We start from the raw sequence: 16,953 nt of genomic DNA on the forward strand, positions 1-16,953 counted from the left end.
CTTATAAAAAGCCAAACAGCAACGTACGTTAATGGTCTAAAACTGGCTAGCATTGACTAGCTAGCACTTATTAATAAAACGCTTGAATGCCAGTCTGTGCACGACCTAGGATAAGCGCATGAATATCGTGCGTACCTTCATAGGTATTAACCGCTTCTAAGTTCATCACATGACGAATAATGTGGAACTCATCCGAAATACCGTTGCCGCCATGCATATCACGAGCAATACGCGCGATATCGAGCGCCTTACCGCAGTTATTACGCTTAATCAGTGAAATCATCTCAGGCGCCGCATTGTCTTCATCCATCAGACGACCAACACGCAATGCCGCTTGTAGACCCAAGGTAATTTCTGTTTGCATATTGGCAAGCTTCAATTGTACGAGCTGCGTTGCGGCGAGCGGACGACCAAACTGTTTACGGTCTAGCGTGTACTGGCGTGCTGCTTTCCAGCAGAATTCAGCTGCCCCCATCGCGCCCCAAGCGATACCGTAACGGGCTTTATTTAAGCAACCAAATGGACCTTTTAGACCACGGATATCTGGGAAAGCATTGGCTTCAGGGACAAATACCTTGTCCATAACGATTTCACCGGTGACTGAAGCACGTAGTGAAAACTTACCTTCAATCTTCGGCGCTGATAACCCTTTCATACCTTTATCTAAAACAAAACCGCGAATCTCACCGGAATCGTCCTTTGCCCAAACGACAAACACATCAGCGATAGGGCTGTTGGTAATCCACATCTTATTACCTGTCAGCTCATAACCGCCATCAACCGCGCGCGCACGGGTCGACATCGAGGCAGGATCTGAGCCTGAATCCGGCTCAGTCAGACCAAAGCAGCCAACATATTCGCCAGTAGCAAGCTTAGGCAGATATCTCTCTCTTTGCTCTTCGGTGCCGTACGCCCAGATAGGATGCATGACCAAGCTTGATTGCACGCTCATCGCTGAACGGTAGCCAGAGTCAACGGCTTCGATTTCTTTGGCAATCAGACCGTAAGCGACACTTGATAAACCAGCACAGCCATAACCTTCAATCGTTACGCCAAGCAAGCCCATCTCACCCATTTGACGCATGATATTACGGTCAAAGTTCTCGTTACGATTAGCCTCTAAAATGCCAGGCATCAACTCTTTTTGAAAAAACTGACGGGCGCTGTCCGTGACTATGCGCTCTTCATCAGTCAACTGGTTGCGTAATAAAAACGGATCTTCCCAATCGAAACTTGGACGCGTAGATGTTGCCATGTGGATCTCCTTGATGTCAGTCTTCCTGACCGACGAGTAGTGATTAATAAGTAAATTGACTGCACAGGTTATTGACTTGCTTATTCCGCTGTGCGAAACTTAGTTTCATAATTTAAATCTATTTAAGCAAAGTTTTACCGCGCTGTAAACCTTTATCAAAAAAAATGAGCATAAAATGACAAAAAATGTATCGGCAGCTCTGCCACTACTCGATCGAATGACCACCATTCTTGAGCAAAGTAAGGACGATAACGACCGGCAGTTTGTCACCGCACTGGGGCGTGGACTGACTTTATTGGCAGCCTTTGAGCAGCATGAGCAACTCAGCCACCAGCAATTGTGTCAAATGACTTCCTTGCCAAAAGCGACCATCACCCGTCTTATTCATACTTTGATGACGCTTGGATTTTTACGCATGACCGAGCATGGACAATATCAATTAGGCAGTAGCGCGGTGAGACTCAGCGCAACGGCGTGGAGTCGTCACGACATGGTGGCGGCAGCTGAGCCGTTGCTACGACAGTTTGCCAGTAGCAATGAAGTATCGGTGAATTTAGCAACCGAAGTCGAAGGAGAAATGCGCTATCACGCTTGTTGTCGTAGCCCTGCTCGCCTGTCAGTCAATTTGCAAGTTGGCTCGGCAGTGCCCGTCGCCCGTACTGCTATTGGGCGCGCTTTTTATGCGGCCAGCTCGCCAGCAAGACAGAGTGTGATTCTTAGTAATTTACAACAGCACTTATCTACAGAGGATTATAAACACGCGCAGTTGGCTTTATCTGATGCAGAAGAGCATTATAGATTGCATGGTTATACGGTATCAGACGGTGAGTTTTCTACCGATATATTGGCCGTGGCCGTTGGTGTATTTGATGTTGCCACTGGGCAGTATGCGTATTCGCTCAATGCCAGTGTGCCGAGTGCCAACTGGAAAGCAGATGAATATGCGGCGACGATTGTACCTAAGTTGCAGGCGCTAGCAGAAAAAATTGGGCGCGGTATTTAAGCGCTTATCTGGCTAATAAGCCGTTTATGCCATGCTAAAACCTTTAAAAACGGCGTTATCACGTCATTATTAGCAAGCCGTTACTCAATTAATATGGAGCCGTGATATTATAGGCGTATGATGTACGCCATCAATTTGAGCCCCTGCCTTTATTGTCAGTGTTTAAGTTGGTGGCGCTTTAATTTGTTTTAATGAGTATTATCCAATCCTTTTATACTGAATAATGAATAGCGGCAAAGTTACGAAATAACTTTCTGCCGCATTTTTAATTCCAATGTTTTACTGTTGAGTATCGTTATGCCCCAATCTCGTACCAATTTGAATCCAGAATCAAAAACCAGTTCTCCTTATTTAGTCGGCGTATTTTTGCGCTATAGTACCTTTGCTGCCGCGGTCTTGCTGTTTTTAGCCGGACTGTTACTGACGAATTGGTGGCTAATCATTCTTGGCGGCTTCGGTGTGTGCTTGGGGATTTACGATATCACACAGTTAAAGCACGCTATTTTGAGAAACTATCCGGTTGCCGGCCACATCCGCTACGTGCTCGAAGACTTCCGCCCTGAAATTCGCCAATATTTATTGGAAAACGATAAAGAACAAGTGCCGTTTTCACGCCAGCAGCGCGCGCTGGTTTATCAACGTGCCAAAAACGTCAGTGACACCAATGCTTTTGGTACGCTAGACAATTTATACGCCCATGATAAAGAGTGGTTTTTACAATCCGCCGTCAGCCAGCCGTTAGAAAACAAAGATTTTCGCATCGTGGTCGGTGGTGATCGTTGTAAGCAGCCGCATGATATGTCGGTATTTAATATCTCGGCAATGAGCTTTGGTAGTTTATCTGCCAATGCCATTATGGCGCTCAACCAAGGCGCGAAGATGGGCGGCTTTACCCATGACACCGGCGAAGGTGCGATTAGCCCTTATCACCGTAAATTTGGTGGCGATTTGATTTGGGAGCTCGGCACCGGTTATTTTGGTTGCCGTGATGCTCAGGGTAATTTTGATCCGCAGTCGTTTGCCGAAAAAGCTGTTGACCCGCAAGTAAAAATGATTGAGATTAAACTCTCACAAGGTGCCAAACCCGGTCAAGGCGGTGTGTTACCCGCCGAAAAAATTACCCAAGAAATCGCTGATACCCGTGAAGTACCAACCGGTCAAGATTGCGTGTCGCCCTCTTCGCATAGCGCTTTTAGCACGCCGCGAGAGTTGGTTGCTTTTTGGCAGCAGCTACGTGATTTATCAGGCGGCAAACCTGTCGGCTTTAAGCTATGCGTAGGTCAACCTTGGCAGTTTATGGCGATTGTTAAAGCCATGATTGAAACCAACAACTATCCTGATTTTATCGTGATCGATGGCGCAGAGGGCGGCACAGGTGCAGCGCCCGTTGAATTTATGGACAACGTCGGTATGCCGATGGTTGAAGGATTTTTATTGGTACACAATACCTTGGTTGGCGCCGGTATCCGTGACAAAATCAAGCTTGGCGTCAGTGGCAAAATCGTCTCAGGCTTCGATATTGCGCGCATGATTGCGCTTGGCGCTGATTGGTGTAACTCAGCGCGCGGCTTTATGTTTGCCGTTGGTTGTATTCAATCACGCTCGTGTCATACCAACACTTGCCCGACGGGGGTTGCGACCCAAGACCCGTATCGCCAAAAAGCGCTCGATGTGCCAAGTAAAGCTGAGCGCGTGGCAAGCTTCCATAAAAATACGCTGAAATCACTGGCCAGCATCGTTGGCGCGGTTGGCCTCCAGCATCCAAGTCAATTACAGCCTTATCATATTGCGCGCCGTTTAGATAATGGACAAATTAAGCTATTATCAAAATTCTTTTATTTTGCTGACCAAGGCGCACTGCTTGCGCAAAACGCTCGCGCCGACGTCTTTAACCAAATGTGGGTCATGGCAAATCCTGATAGCTTCCTTGCCAATAACGATGCGCTGATTGCTTATAATAAAGACTCGCGCGATAGAGGCAAAGAAACCAGCGCGCCGACCACGAAACACCCTGATGATTCAGTAGACATCATCGATGGTGGCATGTTAATTGGCAACGTCAATAATACTTTTCGCGACTTACCCCATACAGATGACTAAATGGATAAGCGAAGCAGCAAATAAGCGACAAAATATGGTAGAAGCATTACAATAGATAACTTCTATCCACCTGCCACAAGGCAAGTCATTGATGCCAAGCGCCATTTTCACTTCATCCCACACTCTTTTGACGGCAGCGCTGATTGCATTAAGCATCAGCGCCTGTCAGCCAACAGACCACACAAATGATAGCAGCACTGATAATAGCAAAAAGCATTGGTCATGCCAGTCGCACAACGTGCCCTTTACTTATAGCGCTTGTCGTATCGACGCGCAGACGTTATCAGACCCACGCTATTCTTTACAGCTGTTTTGGCAGCAAGCAAATAGCAGTGCTAATAACACCCAGCCGCTGCTGACTTTTGATACTTTGTTAGCGAGATTACCGTCTGAGCAAACGCTGAATTTTGCCATGAACGCCGGTATGTATAATGAAAATTATGCGCCGATTGGCTATACGGTTATCGAAGGTAAAGAGCTGCGGGCGTTAAATATTAAAGAAGGCGGCGGCAACTTTCACTTATTGCCCAATGGCGTTATGTGGTGGGATAAGTCTGGCAAGGTGCAAATTACTGAAAGCAATGCTTTAGATAAGCAGCTCAAAAGTGGTACAGCACAGCCTTGGTATGCGACGCAATCAGGTCCCATGTTGGTCATCAATAATAAGATTCACCCGCAGTTCAATCCTGACAGTACCTCGATTAAACTGCGTAATGGTGCCGGTGTTTGCAGCGATGGCAGCCTACAATTTGTCAATAGCGAAGAGCCTGTGAGCTTTTATCAATTTGCCACCCTGTTTAAGGATGATTTAAACTGTCCAAATGCATTATTTTTAGATGGCGGCATTGCTTCGGCATTGTATGCACCGACTATCGATAAGCATGATAAAAAAGAGATGGGCGTTATGATTGGACTGATAGAAACAAAAAACTAGAAAAGGAAAGGTAAAAACGAAAAAATATAAAGAAAAAATAGCCGCTATATTTTATAACGGCTATTTTTATGCGTGTTTCAATAAGAAATAAAGCAAAGGATTCTTATCGTTATCTATAGTTAGCCGTTAGCGCGCCAGATAGTTGGTCATGTCTTCCACACCATGTAAAGTCATCGGATACATCTTATTATCGAACAGTTTTTTAATCTCGACGATGGTTTGCGTATATTGCCAGTACGCGGGGTTTTCAGGATTCAGCCAAGCGACTTTATCAAAATGCGCCAGCACCCGCTTAAGCCAAACGATACCCGCCTCATTATTCATATATTCAACGCTACCACCGACCGTCATCAGCTCATAGGGCGACATCGATGCATCACCGACGAATATCACGCGATATTCTCGGCCGTATTTATTGAGCAGCTCAAAGGTAGGCATCGGTGCACTATGACGACGATTATTATCCTTCCAAACATAATCATATAAACAGTTATGAAAGTAAAAAAACTCTAAGGTTTTAAATTCATTCTTCGCCGCTGAAAACAGTTTTTCTAATGCCTCTACATGGATATCCATACTACCACCGACATCAAATAGCATTAGTACCTTGACGCGGTTACGGCGCTCAGCTTGCATATGAATATCGAGCATGCCTTTTTTGGCGGTGCGCTTGATGGTCTCATGAATGTCTAGCTCATCCGCGCTTCCGGTACGCGCAAACTGGCGCAAGTTACGCAGTGCCATTTGAATTTGGCGCGTACCAAGCTGATTATCATCATCGAGGTTGCGATATTTTCGCTGCTCCCAAACTTTGGCAGCGCTACGTTTACGCGATTCACCGCCGACGCGCACCCCTTCTGGATGGTCGCCATAGGCACCAAATGGCGATGTCCCACCTGTACCGACCCATTTACTACCGCCTTGATGACGCTCTTTTTGCTCTTTAAGACGCTCTTCAAGCGCTTTCATCAACTCCTCTAGCGAGCCGTATTTTTTTAGCAAGCGCCGCTGCTCTTCGGTCAGATTTTTTGGGTCGAGCTTTAAATCGAGCCATTCTTTTGGGACGTCCGTCAACTTGGCCAACAGCTCGTCCATATCAAGGCTATCCACCCCTTCAAAATAGTCTGCCATGGCGCGGTCAAACTTATCAAAGTGACGCTCATCTTTGACCATACAGAGGCGAATCAGCCGATACATATCCTCGCGACTGGCAAAGGTAGATAGCTCTGGATTCTCAGGATGCGGCTGCATCATCAGCCCCTGATCTAACGCAGCGTTTAGGTCAAGCAGCTCACGGGTGCTGACGGGCACGCCGTAAGTACGTAGGGTATAGAACAATTTGATAAACATAAGACACGTATCACTTATTGGCTGACATTATTATCTGGCGACGTTGCTGATATGGTTACGAATAAAGCCGTTTCATTAACTTCAATCATGACAAATGGTCTGTCGCTTAGCGACGCATCATATTGGCAAAACGCTGCAATAAGTTGACATCGGCTTCATTCTTAAGCAGTGCACCATATAATGGCGGGATAGACTTTTCACCGCGCAAGTTTTCTTGCAGCTCTTCTTGTGCCATATCATCGGCTAATAATAACGTTAACCAGTCAACCAATTCTGACGTTGAGGGTGGCTTTTTAAGCCCTTGAACATTACGTAGCTTATAAAAGATATCTAATGCATCATTGACCAGCTTTTCTTGAATATCAGGGAAATGCACCTCAATGATTTGACGCATGGTTGCTTCTTCTGGGAAGTCGATATAATGAAAGAAACAGCGACGCAAAAACGCATCTGGCAGCTCTTTTTCATTGTTTGAGGTGATAATGACTACAGGACGCTGCTCGGCGGTAATGGTCTCACCTGTCTCATAGACATAAAACGACATCTTATCCAGCTCATGCAGCAAGTCATTGGGGAACTCGATATCAGCTTTATCAATCTCATCAATCAATAACACACTGCGCTCTTTACTGGTAAAGGCATCCCATAACTTACCCGGCTTGATATAGTTGCCAATCTCATAAACCTTATCATCACCCATTTGCGAATCTCGCAAGCGCGATACCGCATCATACTCGTACAAACCTTGCTCCGCCTTGGTGGTTGATTTGATATGCCATGTAATCAGCGGCATACCCAAACTCTCTGCTACTTCTTCAGCTAATAACGTCTTACCGGTGCCCGGCTCGCCTTTGATAAGCAGCGGCTTTTGTAAAGTCATCGCTGCGTTGACTGCCAACTGCAAATCATCGGTAGCGATATAGCTTTGCGTACCGGTAAAGGTTTTCTTGGTTTTATCGGTCGTGTTTGTCATAAACTAAGTCTCAGTTATTGTTATACATTACAGGGATTGAGGGGCAATTGGTGAATAAGAAATAATGAATTAGACTAGCACAGCTGCCTTAATTGCCAAAATACTCATGCGTTCGCAGTTGCTAAAAAAATAATACTGATATCGTTTTAATAGTCATTAATTACTTATATCCTCAATCGGTAAAAAAGGTGTAATGGACAAAATTCATGCTGGCGTAGGGTCTAACGCTATATACTGTCTATATTTGCAAGGAATCAACGCCATGAATCAAAAAACTGCCCTTTTTGTCGTGATAAACACACCAAGAAGAATGGACGCAAGCTAGGCAAACAACAGTACCAATGTCTAGTTTGCAGACGGCAGTTTTTAGGTGGCAAAAGACTCAATAACCAAACCCTTTGGACTGAATACACCCAAGGAAAACAGACCTACAAACAACTGGCTGACAAGTATAGCTGTAGTCTTAAAACCATTCAAAGACGCTTAGACAAAGTCAGTACCCAGTATCAAGTTAAGCGACCGAATACTGCTAATATCATTATGGATACCACTTACTTCGGTCGTAAGTTCGGTTTAATGGTTTTTATGGACAATACCACTAAAGCCGTTCTTTACTACGCGATAGTCAGTCATGAAACCAACAGTGCCTACAAGCAAGGAATTGATCATCTAGCATCGTTAGGCGTTGATGTACAAAGCATTACCTGTGATGGTAGACGAGGGCTTAGAACCCTGTTTACCCACACTCCTTGCCAGATGTGCCAGTTTCATCAGGTGCAAATAGTGACTCGTTACCTCACTCGTCGACCTAAGAATATCGCAAGTATTGAGCTTAGACGGCTCACTTTAAACTTAACACAGCTTAATAAAGCTGACTTCATAGAGCACTTAGATTATTGGATGTTAACTCATGAAGACTATCTGAGTGAGCGTAGTACCAATGAAGATACGGGTAGAAGTTGGTACACGCATAAGCGTCTTAGAAGTGCTTATCGCAGCCTCAGAACCAATAGCGATTGGCTATTCACTTATCAAGAATATGAGCACTTAGACATACCAAATACCATCAATTCTCTTGAAGGGTTATTCAGTGAGTTAAAGCGACAATTACACAGTCATCATGGTCTAAATGAGCAGCGTAAGTTGCGGTTTATTAAAGACTTTTTAGGGGCAAAATCACTCAAATAGCATGAATTATGTCCATTAGCGACTACCTTCTACTTTTTAGCATGAATTTTGTCCATTACACCGTAAAAAATGCTTTTACATAAAAAAGGCTTCACATAAAAAAAGACACACACGGTGTCTTCTATTTTAACTAATGCAGCTTAATTCTACTTTAAAGCTTATTAGATTTATTACTATCCGCTTGCTTCAATGGCTTATTGTCTTTTTTTAAACTGACTTCAGCTTCAGGCTTATTTATTTCCGCCTTAGCCATTTCAGGTTTGGTTATTTCAGACTTAGACATTAATACTGAGTCATCGGATGACTCTGCTAAACTCGCATTGTCTGTTAAGTAATTACCCGTGGTTAGCTGCATCGTCGCTTGCGTATCTTCTGCCGTTCGGCTGCGGGCTTTATCTAAGCTTGACTCAAACGCGCCGCGAATCAGTTGCCAAACAAAACCCACAAACAAGCCGACGACCAATACCACCAATATCGGCAACATATTAGCAATCGCGCCAGCCGTGTCTTTCATCATAATGGCATAGACAACGCTAATACTGGCTGGTGCAATCACGCTAGGGTCACCAAGCGCTGTACCGGGAGCTAGTAAAACAGCAAAGAGCATCATCCAACTCATACCGCCGAGTGGACGCGGCAAGACCCGAGCAACCAGTAGCCAAAGTATCAAGACGATGATGACACCGCCCAAATACGCATACATGGGTAGGTCTGCGGCTGGAACGTCTTTTACCAGCTGCCCCCACCAAATCGCAATCTCGCCGAGAATGTCACTGATGGCTTCCAATGGTAAGCTGTGTAAGATACTTTTAAACCAGTCCATACGTGTTTGGTTACCTGCATTTATCACCGGCGACACGTTATGTGTCTAGCGGTATAGGGTACGTTCTGTCGTACTAAAAATGGGGCCGACTACATCATCGACATCTGTACTGAATAGGCTGCTAGTTTATCACGACTTCTAAATAAAGTGCATGCTGACCACTGTTTGGTAACGTTTTTTATCAATTGGTCGCATCGCCAGTTGGCTTGTTATTAACACCGATTATGAGTGTTTATGAATTGCTGCCACTTGGCCGCTGACCTATATTTACCTTCAGTTGCTTTATAAAATAAGACACATTATAAAAGAAGCTTGCCATAAAACTTAAAAGAAATACTTTAAAACAAGCGCATTAATCGTAGATATTGTCTTGTGCTTCACGGGCGCGCAACTCGGCTTGACGGCGCATAACATCTTGCGGCGGCATTTGTACAAAATAGCCTTGTGATTGTAATTTCGCCAATACTTCTTCTTTATCAACACGAGCAAGCGTTGCCGTGGTTGCCAAATCTAGATGCATGACAAACTGACTGCGCCCTAAGCCTGCACGGAAGTCTTTTGGTAATACGCCAAGCCAGTCTTTAATCTCGTCGGTATCGTTAGGATAATCAGGACGAGCAATATAGACGTACATATCATTGTGTTTGGGAAATTTGTAAATATCGCAATGCATAAGGGGCACCTATTGAGCACGAAAGGTTAAAAACCATCAATTAAAACAGTTATCAAATGACTGGTATTAAATAGCCTGTATTAAATAGCTTAGATGAAATGAATTAGGAATATGGGAATAATGGTTGCTAGCCTAGCATAATTTGCCCGACTTTCAATAGTGGCTTTGCGTAGCAGGCTTTAACGAGATGGCTTTTGATTGCCTTATGTTGCTTTGTACAGGCGCAAAAAATTGACCTTTTTAGCGGTTTATTTGCCTAAATACCTCTAAAAAAGCGCATTTTGGTTAAATTATTCACTTTAATCCATGCGGTGGCTTGTAAAAAAACCATTAACCTTTCATAATAAAAGCGTTTTTCAGGAGAGAGTCTTGGGCACGATGTCAGATGCACTCATTTAATGAGTTGCGTTGATAGTTGTAACAAGACCACCGAAGGCGCATATACCCTGCCAATCGCTCAGGTAAAAGGACTGAAAAACACATGCCACGACTGTTTCGCTGTCTACCGTCAATCGCGTAGCACACCCAAACACAAGGCATAACAAATCTGGAGAGCGGTAAGGACGGACGACGCCTTACCCACCGAAGGGGAGAAAATGCGACATCATTGCTATTTTTTTGCAAATAGATGCTTAAAAAAATGATGGTTCGTGTTGAAAATCTCAGGTTACAGGACAGATAGGGCTTTTGCTTAAACCGACGTTCAGCGCTGGTTTGGCTTACTGCTTTATCTTTTTTTTCTGTGCTACCCTTGGTTGCAATGCTTGCACCCTGCAATATTGCTTCTCGCTACTATGATACTGCACATCGCTCATTACTCTACCGAGTACGACTGATGTACACATAAGGATTTGTTATGACCGCCACTCAAAACGCCAATTCTCAAAACGCCAGCCCTCAAAGCGCAAGTACTTCAGCCCCTAAACGCACGCCTCTTTACCAGTCTCACATTGATAGTGATGGCAAACTGGTGGATTTTTCTGGTTGGGAATTGCCAATCCATTATGGTTCACAAATCGAAGAGCACGAAGCGGTACGTACCGATGCCGGTATGTTTGATGTCTCACATATGGTCGTCGCCGATGTTAAAGGCGCTGACGCTAAAGCATGGCTACAAAAGCTGCTTGCCAATGATGTTGATAAACTAAAAACCGTCGGTAAAGCGCTATATTCTGGCATGCTCAATGAGCAAGGCGGCATCATCGATGACTTAATCGTTTACCTGATGAATGCAGACGCTACCGAATACCGTATCGTCTCAAACGCTGCTACTCGCGATAAAGACATGGCTCAGTTTGAAAAAGTCGCTAAAGGCTTTGACATTACTATTACCGAGCGTCCAGAGCTTGCGATGATTGCCGTACAAGGACCAAATGCGGTTGAAAAACTGGCGCAAGTTAAACCGAGCTGGGCGGATACCTTGGCGGGACTTAAGCCTTTCGTTGGTGCTGATTTAACAGACATCGAAGGCACAGATTGGTTCGTTGCTCGTACTGGCTACACTGGTGAAGATGGCGTCGAAGTGATTATGCATGGCGATGATGCTCCAGCGTTCTTTGAGCAATTAAAAGCCAATGGCGTTAAACCTGCTGGCCTTGGCGCGCGTGATACTTTACGTATGGAAGCGGGCATGAACCTTTATGGTCATGATATGAATGAAGAAACCAGCCCTTATGAGTGCAACATGGGCTGGACGCTGGCGCTAAAAGACGAGCGTGATTTTATCGGTCGTGAAGCCTTAGTAAGCAAACGTCAGCAAGCAAAAGACGACAACACCGCCATGAAACAAGTCGGCTTACTATTGACGACGCGCGGCGTATTGCGTGAAGGCATGACCGTCACCATCAATCAAGGCACGGACAATGAGCAAACTGGTCTTATTACCAGTGGCACCTTCTCCCCTAGCCTAAAAAACTCAATTGCAATCGCCCGCGTTCCTGCCAGCTTATCAGATGACGATAGCGTGCAGGTCGATTTGCGCGGCAAGGGTAAATTCGTCGACGTCCGCGTTGTCAAGCTGCCCTTTGTGCGTAATGGCAAGCAGCAGTTTGACTCTTAGTCATTATAAATTCTATTATTAGCTTCCACTATTTTTGTTAACCATCCTCTATCACTTAGGAGAGAGACCATGAGCAATATCCCAGCAGAACTAAAATACATCGCCAGCCACGAGTGGCTACGCCTAGAAGACGACGGTACTATCACTGTTGGTATCACTGACCATGCTCAAGACCTATTGGGTGACGTGGTGTTTGTTGAATTGCCAGACGTGGGTGACATCATCGCCGTTGATGACGAAATCTCAGTCGTAGAGTCAGTAAAAGCGGCCTCTGACGTTTACGCGCCTCTCTCAGGTGAAGTCGTTGCCATCAACGAAGCATTAGAAGATGATCCAGAAATCATCAACTCTGACCCATACGGCGAAGGTTGGTTCTTTAGAATGAAGCCTGACAACATCGCTGACTACGAAGCGCTGCTAACTGCTGATGAGTACGAAAACGAGCTGTAATATCAGCTTTGCTTTCTTGCTGAAAAGCGCTATTTGACTGAAATGAAATATCGCTATTTGCAATCTTAAAAATGTCGCTTGAAAAATGTAACTTGCTATGACAGATATTGGCGTCAGCTGATATCTGTACGCCTTTTTTAACCTATTTATCGCTCAATTGACTACTGCCAATCGCTATTCGATTACTCGTATTAACCACTTGTCAGACACTATTGAAAAGTTGCACTCAATACTGACCTAAGTTGATTATTCAATCCCCAGTATGGATTCTAATATGACCTCTAGCACTGACCTTAAAGACAATATTGCGACGCCTACTCATACCCCGCAGCTGCAAGCGTTTCGCGAAGTGGTTGAATCACGTCGTTCTGTTCGTCGTTTTACCGATACACCGATACCTGACGATGTGTTAGCAGATTGTCTGCGTTTGGCCATGCTAGCACCGAACTCGAGTAATCTACAGCCGTGGGAATTTTATGTGATTGACGATGCTAACAATCGCAAACGCGCGGTAAAGAATTGCATGAATCAAAACGCGGCAAAAACCGCCGCACGCTTAATTGCGGTCGTTGCGCGTACCGATATCTGGCAGGATCACGCTCAGCAGATATTGCGCGAATACCCTGATACACCCGTACCCAAAAAAGTCAAAGACTACTACACCAAAGTCGTGGCCATGGACTTTTTACGCGGACCAATTAACGTAATATCAGCGGCGAAATGGGGCGCAACGCAAGTATTTAGACGCGTAAAAGGTCCGATTAAGTCCCCTTATTATACTTTTGAAGACACCAAAAACTGGGCCACCAACAATACCGCCCTTGCCGCTGAAAACTTAATGCTTGCCCTACGCGCGCACGGTTTTGATAGCTGCCCGATGGGCGGCTTTGATGAGCCTGCGATGAAACGCTTATTAAATTTAAGCAACGACCAGCATATCATTATGATGATTGGTGCTGGTGAGCGCGCTGATAATGGCGTCTACAACACCCAGTTCCGCTTTAACCAAGAGCAGTTTGTCCATTACGTATAAAATCGTAAGTCGTCATTAGTTATTGTTATTGTTATTAGTTATTTTAGCCATCCCTTTATTACTCCCTTAACCAAGGACTCTCATGACTATTTCTCAAAACCCAACGTTTGATACCTTTAAAGGTTTATTCAACGAAGCTGAATTTGTCTATCGTCATCTAGGCTCAAATGAGACCAAGCAAGCTGACCTGCTCAGCGCAGTTGGCTATAAAGACATGGCGAGCTTCATTAACGATACCGTGCCTGAACCTGTGCGCTTACATAAAGAGCTAGATTTGCCTGTGGCGATGAGTGAGCATGCCGCGCTTGCTAAATTACGTACCATGGCAGACGACATCACGGTTAATAAGAGCTATATCGGTCAAGGTTACTCGCCTGTGCGCATGCCAGCGGTTATTCAGCGTAATGTGCTTGAAAATCCAGGTTGGTACACCGCTTATACCCCTTATCAAGCAGAAATCGCCCAAGGTCGCCTAGAAGCATTGCTAAACTTCCAGCAAGTTTGTATTGATTTGACTGGTTTGGAGATGGCTGGTGCGTCATTACTTGACGAAGCAACGGCTGCGGCAGAAGCGATGGCGATGTCAAAGCGTGTAAGCAAAAGCAAATCAAACCAGTTTTTTGTTGATGACCGTATCTATCCACAAACCTTAGACGTCATCAATACTCGTGCCAAATATTTCGGCTGGGAAGTGGTTGTTGGTGATTTCGAACTGGCTAAATCAGGTGATTATTTCGGTGCTATTTTTCAATACGTCGGTGTTGAGGGCGATGTAAAAGACTTAACCGACGTTATCGCGGCGGTGAAGAAAAATAAAACCTACGTCAGCGTTGCTAGTGACATACTAAGCTTAGTACTGCTAAAGTCACCGGCTGATATGGGTGCGGACGTTGCTTTGGGAAGTACGCAGCGCTTTGGTATTCCAATGGGCTTTGGTGGTCCACATGCCGCTTATTTTGCGTTCTCTGATAAAGCCAAGCGCTCAGCACCTGGTCGTATCATCGGTGTCTCAAAAGACTCACAAGGCAATACTGCATTACGTATGGCATTACAAACCCGCGAGCAGCATATCCGCCGCGAAAAAGCCAACTCAAACATCTGTACCTCACAAGTATTGCTTGCTAATCTAGCCGGTATGTATGCGGTTTATCATGGCCCAGGTGGCGTGAAGCGTATTGCTACTCGTATTCATGCCTTTGCTACTGCCTTTGCAAATGTTATTAAACAAGCTAACGACAGCAATCTAAACGTGGTACATGAGCAGTTCTTCGACACGGTTGTTATTGATTGTGGTTCAGAGAAGCTGGCGACGCAGATTTTTGAAAATGCGGACAATGTTGGCTATAACTTATGGCGTTTGGGCGACAGTAAATTGGGCGTCGCATTCAGTGAAATCAGCGATGCGCAGGACTTTAACGTTTTAACTCAGCTATTTGTTAGTAAATCACATGATTTACCTGAAGCAGCTAGCGTATCACTTGATAGCGCCCACTTGCGTACCGATGACATCTTGACCCATCCAGTGTTTAACTCACATCATACCGAACATGAAATGCTGCGCTACTTAAAATCGCTTGAAGACAAAGATTTGGCAATGAACCGTAGCATGATTTCACTTGGTAGCTGTACCATGAAATTGAACGCGACTAGTGAGATGCTGCCGATTACGTGGCCTGAATTTGCCAATGTACATCCATTTGCACCGCGCGATCAAGTCACCGGCTACATTGCGATGATTGATAGCTTGCAAGAGCAACTGAAAGCCATCACAGGTTTTGATGAAGTGTCTATGCAGCCAAACTCTGGCGCTTCAGGCGAATATGCTGGTTTATTAGCAATCCGTCGTTACCATGAGTCATTGGGTGAAACGGATCGTGATGTTTGCTTGATTCCAATGTCAGCGCACGGTACCAACCCTGCTACCGCCATGATGATGGGTATGAAAGTAGTCGTGGTCAAAACCGATGACAACGGTAACGTAGACATCGACGACTTGACCGCTAAATGTGAAGAACACAGCGCCAATCTAGGTGCCTTAATGATTACTTATCCATCAACGCATGGTGTGTTTGAAGAAGGCATTCGTCATATTTGTGATTTGATTCATAAGCATGGTGGTCAGGTCTATATGGATGGCGCCAACATGAATGCGCAGGTCGGCATGATGCAGCCTGCTGATGTTGGAGCAGACGTACTGCATATGAACTTGCATAAAACCTTCTGTATCCCACATGGCGGCGGCGGTCCAGGCATGGGCCCTATCGGTATGAAGGCACACTTAGCACCATTTATGGCCAACCATACGTTGAGCCCTGTGCATAATGCGCAAAATGATTGCTCAGCCGTATCAGCAGCGCCTTATGGTTCAGCAAGTATCTTACCTATCTCATGGATGTATATTGCCATGATGGGCCGTGATGGTCTGCTAAAAGCAACTGAGCTTGCGCTATTAAATGCCAACTATGTTGCCAGCCAGCTTAAAGACCACTACCCTGTTCTTTATACCGGCAAAAACGGTCGCGTCGCTCATGAATGTATCATCGATATTCGCCCATTGAAGGAAGAAACTGGCATCACTGAAAGCGATATTGCTAAGCGCTTGATGGATTATGGTTTCCACTCACCAACGATGAGTTTCCCAGTAGCAGGTACTTTGATGATTGAGCCCACTGAGTCTGAGTCGAAAGAAGAATTAGATCGTTTTATCAGTGCGCTACAATCTATCAAAGCCGAAGCGATGAAAGCCAAAGCTGGCGACGATGGTTGGACGTTAGAGGACAACCCGTTGGTCAATGCACCGCATACCGCAGCGATGATTACCAGCAGCGAATGGTCGCATCCGTACAGTCGTGATACGGCTGCCTTCCCACTGCCTTATATTCGTGCCCATAAATTCTGGCCGAGTGTGGCACGTGTTGATGATGCTTATGGTGATAAGAACCTCATGTGCTCTTGCCCAAGCATCGAAAACTATATGTAGTTTTCAAACAACTATAAACAGTTAATATAAAAACAAACCTCCAAGTCAGTAGCTGATTTGGAGGTTTTTATTTTGCCTATTCTGGGCTAGTAATTTAAAAGGTCATGTGATTAGCGTTTAAATTAGTGGCTA

13 protein-coding genes and 2 riboswitches are annotated in these 16,953 nt (G+C 45.1%); of the genes, 8 read left to right on the forward strand and 5 right to left on the reverse strand.

The features are described from left to right. Nucleotides 1-70: 70 nt before the first annotated feature. A complete protein-coding gene (locus ACP7AA_RS09960) occupies nt 71-1,255 on the reverse strand; it encodes an acyl-CoA dehydrogenase (protein WP_426223469.1) in 1,185 nt (394 codons plus the stop codon). Nucleotides 1,256-1,430: 175 nt separating this feature from the next. Here ACP7AA_RS09960 and ACP7AA_RS09965 point away from each other — a divergent pair, with 175 nt between their 5' ends. The 3 genes from ACP7AA_RS09965 (at nt 1,431) to ACP7AA_RS09975 (ending at nt 5,292) form a co-directional block, all read left to right on the forward strand. After that, the gene (locus tag ACP7AA_RS09965; protein ID WP_426223470.1) at nt 1,431-2,258 is read left to right on the forward strand and encodes an IclR family transcriptional regulator; all 828 of its coding nucleotides are present in this window, start codon (nt 1,431-1,433) and stop codon (nt 2,256-2,258) included. 297 nt (nt 2,259-2,555) lie between these two features. Beyond that, complete coding sequence (locus ACP7AA_RS09970) at nt 2,556-4,358, forward strand: FMN-binding glutamate synthase family protein (RefSeq protein ID WP_201618750.1); 1,803 nt, start codon at nt 2,556-2,558, stop codon at nt 4,356-4,358. A 91-nt stretch (nt 4,359-4,449) separates the two neighbouring features. Further along, nucleotides 4,450-5,292: a phosphodiester glycosidase family protein gene (locus ACP7AA_RS09975; RefSeq protein ID WP_426223471.1), complete on the forward strand. Its 843-nt coding sequence runs from the start codon at nt 4,450-4,452 to the stop codon at nt 5,290-5,292. 126 nt (nt 5,293-5,418) lie between these two features. Here ACP7AA_RS09975 and ACP7AA_RS09980 read toward each other — a convergent pair whose 3' ends face one another. Together ACP7AA_RS09980 and ACP7AA_RS09985 are read right to left on the reverse strand one after the other, a co-directional pair. Continuing rightward, complete coding sequence (locus tag ACP7AA_RS09980) at nt 5,419-6,642, reverse strand: vWA domain-containing protein (protein ID WP_426223472.1); 1,224 nt, start codon at nt 6,640-6,642, stop codon at nt 5,419-5,421. Between the two features lie 106 nt (nt 6,643-6,748). After that, the gene (locus ACP7AA_RS09985) at nt 6,749-7,615 is read right to left on the reverse strand and encodes an AAA family ATPase (protein WP_271133945.1); all 867 of its coding nucleotides are present in this window, start codon (nt 7,613-7,615) and stop codon (nt 6,749-6,751) included. Between the two features lie 240 nt (nt 7,616-7,855). Here ACP7AA_RS09985 and ACP7AA_RS09990 point away from each other — a divergent pair, with 240 nt between their 5' ends. Then, nucleotides 7,856-8,803: an IS256 family transposase, variant Zn-binding type gene (locus tag ACP7AA_RS09990; protein ID WP_426223527.1), complete on the forward strand. Its 948-nt coding sequence runs from the start codon at nt 7,856-7,858 to the stop codon at nt 8,801-8,803. Nucleotides 8,804-8,954: 151 nt separating this feature from the next. Here ACP7AA_RS09990 and ACP7AA_RS09995 read toward each other — a convergent pair whose 3' ends face one another. Together ACP7AA_RS09995 and ACP7AA_RS10000 are read right to left on the reverse strand one after the other, a co-directional pair. Continuing rightward, the gene (locus ACP7AA_RS09995) at nt 8,955-9,626 is read right to left on the reverse strand and encodes a hypothetical protein (RefSeq protein ID WP_426223473.1); all 672 of its coding nucleotides are present in this window, start codon (nt 9,624-9,626) and stop codon (nt 8,955-8,957) included. A 352-nt stretch (nt 9,627-9,978) separates the two neighbouring features. Then, on the reverse strand, nt 9,979-10,299 hold the full coding sequence (locus tag ACP7AA_RS10000) for a YcgL domain-containing protein (protein ID WP_201565121.1): 321 nt from the start codon (nt 10,297-10,299) through the stop codon (nt 9,979-9,981). A 347-nt stretch (nt 10,300-10,646) separates the two neighbouring features. Further along, nucleotides 10,647-10,782: riboswitch (glycine riboswitch) on the forward strand. A 54-nt stretch (nt 10,783-10,836) separates the two neighbouring features. Continuing rightward, a riboswitch (glycine riboswitch) is annotated at nt 10,837-10,987 on the forward strand. Between the two features lie 168 nt (nt 10,988-11,155). On the opposite strand from ACP7AA_RS10000, the gene gcvT reads away from it, so the two are divergent. From gcvT to gcvP, 4 genes are all read left to right on the forward strand, one after another. After that, nucleotides 11,156-12,358, forward strand: coding sequence for a glycine cleavage system aminomethyltransferase GcvT (gcvT, locus tag ACP7AA_RS10005; protein WP_426223474.1), 1,203 nt, complete (start codon nt 11,156-11,158; stop codon nt 12,356-12,358). Nucleotides 12,359-12,427: 69 nt separating this feature from the next. Continuing rightward, complete coding sequence (gcvH, locus tag ACP7AA_RS10010) at nt 12,428-12,808, forward strand: glycine cleavage system protein GcvH (protein WP_144297111.1); 381 nt, start codon at nt 12,428-12,430, stop codon at nt 12,806-12,808. 274 nt (nt 12,809-13,082) lie between these two features. Further along, on the forward strand, nt 13,083-13,841 hold the full coding sequence (locus ACP7AA_RS10015; RefSeq protein ID WP_426223475.1) for a nitroreductase family protein: 759 nt from the start codon (nt 13,083-13,085) through the stop codon (nt 13,839-13,841). An 82-nt stretch (nt 13,842-13,923) separates the two neighbouring features. Then, nucleotides 13,924-16,821, forward strand: a complete 2,898-nt coding sequence (gene gcvP / locus ACP7AA_RS10020) for an aminomethyl-transferring glycine dehydrogenase (RefSeq protein WP_426223476.1) — start codon at nt 13,924-13,926, stop codon at nt 16,819-16,821. The last annotated feature ends 132 nt before the right edge of the window (nt 16,822-16,953 follow it).

The sequence above is a fragment of the Psychrobacter sp. DWR1-2-3 genome (genome assembly GCF_049896465.1).
GTDB lineage: Bacteria > Pseudomonadota > Gammaproteobacteria > Pseudomonadales > Moraxellaceae > Psychrobacter > Psychrobacter maritimus.

Excerpts from the sequence above, each read along its gene's own strand:
- ACP7AA_RS09985 (WP_271133945.1), bottom strand. The coding sequence starts at position 7,615 with ATGACAAACACGACCGATAAAACCAAGAAAACCTTTACCGGTACGCAA.
- ACP7AA_RS10000 (WP_201565121.1), bottom strand. The coding sequence starts at position 10,299 with ATGCATTGCGATATTTACAAATTTCCCAAACACAATGATATGTACGTC.
- ACP7AA_RS09965 (WP_426223470.1), top strand. The coding sequence starts at position 1,431 with ATGACAAAAAATGTATCGGCAGCTCTGCCACTACTCGATCGAATGACC.
- gcvH (WP_144297111.1), top strand. The coding sequence starts at position 12,428 with ATGAGCAATATCCCAGCAGAACTAAAATACATCGCCAGCCACGAGTGG.
- ACP7AA_RS09960 (WP_426223469.1), bottom strand. The coding sequence starts at position 1,255 with ATGGCAACATCTACGCGTCCAAGTTTCGATTGGGAAGATCCGTTTTTA.
- ACP7AA_RS09995 (WP_426223473.1), bottom strand. The coding sequence starts at position 9,626 with ATGGACTGGTTTAAAAGTATCTTACACAGCTTACCATTGGAAGCCATC.
- ACP7AA_RS09970 (WP_201618750.1), top strand. The coding sequence starts at position 2,556 with ATGCCCCAATCTCGTACCAATTTGAATCCAGAATCAAAAACCAGTTCT.
- gcvT (WP_426223474.1), top strand. The coding sequence starts at position 11,156 with ATGACCGCCACTCAAAACGCCAATTCTCAAAACGCCAGCCCTCAAAGC.
- ACP7AA_RS09980 (WP_426223472.1), bottom strand. The coding sequence starts at position 6,642 with ATGTTTATCAAATTGTTCTATACCCTACGTACTTACGGCGTGCCCGTC.
- gcvP (WP_426223476.1), top strand. The coding sequence starts at position 13,924 with ATGACTATTTCTCAAAACCCAACGTTTGATACCTTTAAAGGTTTATTC.
- ACP7AA_RS10015 (WP_426223475.1), top strand. The coding sequence starts at position 13,083 with ATGACCTCTAGCACTGACCTTAAAGACAATATTGCGACGCCTACTCAT.
- ACP7AA_RS09975 (WP_426223471.1), top strand. The coding sequence starts at position 4,450 with ATGCCAAGCGCCATTTTCACTTCATCCCACACTCTTTTGACGGCAGCG.